Annotated in this window: 1 protein-coding gene and 1 pseudogene; one reads left to right on the top strand and one right to left on the bottom strand. The window is 70.7% G+C overall.

Annotation, left to right across the window (positions count from 1 at the left end):
* A pseudogene (locus G5C65_RS38770) lies at positions 1-758 on the top strand (hypothetical protein); the annotation flags it as partial.
* 299 nt (positions 759-1,057) lie between these two features.
* Here G5C65_RS38770 and G5C65_RS36240 read toward each other — a convergent pair.
* On the bottom strand, positions 1,058-1,885 hold the full coding sequence (locus tag G5C65_RS36240; protein ID WP_338146833.1) for a tyrosine-type recombinase/integrase: 828 nt from the start codon (positions 1,883-1,885) through the stop codon (positions 1,058-1,060).
* Between the last annotated feature and the right edge of the window lie 148 nt (positions 1,886-2,033).

Below are 2,033 nucleotides of genomic sequence, written 5' to 3'. Positions count from 1 at the left end.
GCCCCATGCCGCCCCGCGCCCGCACCGGCCGCCCCGCCGTCTACTGCTCGCGCGCCTGCCAGGCCAAGGCGTACCGCGCCCGCGCCGCCGCGCAGCGTCGCGACGTCGGCACCGCCGAGCCGCCGCGAGCGATCCGGCTGCCGAAGCCCACGGGCGACGGCAGCGAGGCGGACCGCATCCTCAAGCTCACCACCGCCCTCGTCCACCGCGCCGAACTCGCCGCCGGCGCCATACGCCACGGCCGCCCGCTCCCCGACGGCACCGACGGACTCAACGGCCGCCCGGACGGCATCGAGCGCATCGCCGCCGACCTGGTGGCCACCATTCGCACGGCCGCCGCCCCCGCACCCCAGGAACCGCCGCCGCTCGACGAGCCGCCGGCGAACCCCACGAGCCCGCTCGACGAGATCCTGAGCACCGAGCCGGACGAGCCCGAGCGCGTCGTCCGCACCGTGGACATGTCGGCCGACATCGGCGACGGGTACGCCCTCGTCCAACTCGAATCGAGCTTTGATGGCGAATGGTTGGTGCGACTGCATGACGAGATCATCGGCCGCGTCACCAGGATCACGAGCCTGTCGGGCCACTCGGTCACCGGCTGGGAGGCACGGCACCACCTCACGAAGCTCCCGTACGGCCTCCGGGGTAGCTGGCCCTCGCGCGCCCTGGCCGCCGCCAAAGTGGCCGCCGCGCACGAACAGCACTGCCTCAAGCGTCGGCCGACGAGCCGTCGCCGTACCCTCGCGCGGGCTGCGTGATGCGTCGGGCAGCCGCCTCATCCTCGCAGGTCGAGGGGGCTGCGCCACGCACCTCCGCAGTACGCATCCAGTACGCATTCAGTACGGATGAGGCCCGGAAGGGGGGTGATCGCAGGTGATAGAGCGAGAGGCTTTCTCGCAGGTCAAGCGGCCTGTGACCAGGTTTCCGCAGGTGAGCCGGAGGGGCGAAAACTCCCTCGTAATGCGTAGGTCGGGGGTTCGACTCCCCCAGGCGGCTCCGGTAGAGGCCCAGGACAATGACGTTGTCGTCGTTGTCCTGGGCCTTCTCAGTTGCAGCGCTAGTTGCAGTAGCGCCGGTGGGGGCGGGCTGCGGGGTGTGTTGCTGTCCGCCCCCACAGGGCCTCTCCCATCCGGCGGGCGGCTTCCTGGGCCAGTGGTGGGGCGATGTGGGTGTAGCGGGTCGTGAGGCGAAGATCCGAGTGCCCGAGGATCTCCGTCACGATCCGTATGTCCACGCCGTACTCCAGCAGCAGCGTCGCCGACGTGTGGCGTCCGTCGTGCACGCGGGCGTCTCGTACCTTGGCGGCGTGTAGCAGTTCCTTCCAGTCCTCCCAGTCGTCGCGTGGGTCGACGGGGCGTCCGTCCGGTTGGCAGAACACGAGGTCGTGTTCGTCCCATGCTGAGCCTGCGCGGGCCCGCTGGTGCTGCTGCTCTGCCCGGTGTGCCCGCAGGACCGGGAGCAACTCGGGCGGGAGCATCACGACGCGCTTGCTCTTGCCCTTGGGCTCGCGGAAGACGAGTCCGCCGCTCTTGCGCTGCGGGCATGTGCTGGCGTGGCGCGTGCAGTCCTGCGGGCAGGGTGCTGGGCACTTGCGCTTGTGCTGCTTGCACGTCTTCGGGCACGGCTTGGTCTTGTGGCGCTTCGCTCCGCAGGCGTGCAGGTCGGTGCAGCCGTGCTGCCGCTTGTTGCGCTGGAGCTGCCACCACACGCGTACGCGGCCGGTGCTCAGGTCGACGTACTGCCAGCGCAGGCCCAGCGCTTCACCCTGGCGGAGTCCGAGAGCGAGCCCGACCGCCCAGCGGGCGAAGGTGGGGCGCGCCTGAGCGGCCGTGAGGATCTGACGTGTCTCCTCCCGGTCGAACGGAACGATCTCCGTCTCGCGCACTGCGGGCGGGTCAACGAGCTGGATGGTGTCCCGCCGAGTGCAACACCGTTGCTTTTGGTGGGCGGCGTCGGTGTCAAGGGACCCACCCGCCTGGGATCATGTCGGTGTGGAGGGTGTACTTCTGGGCCCGGCGCGGGTGGCGCTTCCG

The sequence above is a fragment of the Streptomyces boncukensis genome, assembly GCF_011045075.1.
GTDB classification, from domain to species: domain Bacteria; phylum Actinomycetota; class Actinomycetes; order Streptomycetales; family Streptomycetaceae; genus Streptomyces; species Streptomyces boncukensis.
The sequence above is the reverse complement of the archived record's forward strand: the minus strand, read 5'-3'. Positions and strand labels throughout refer to the sequence as shown.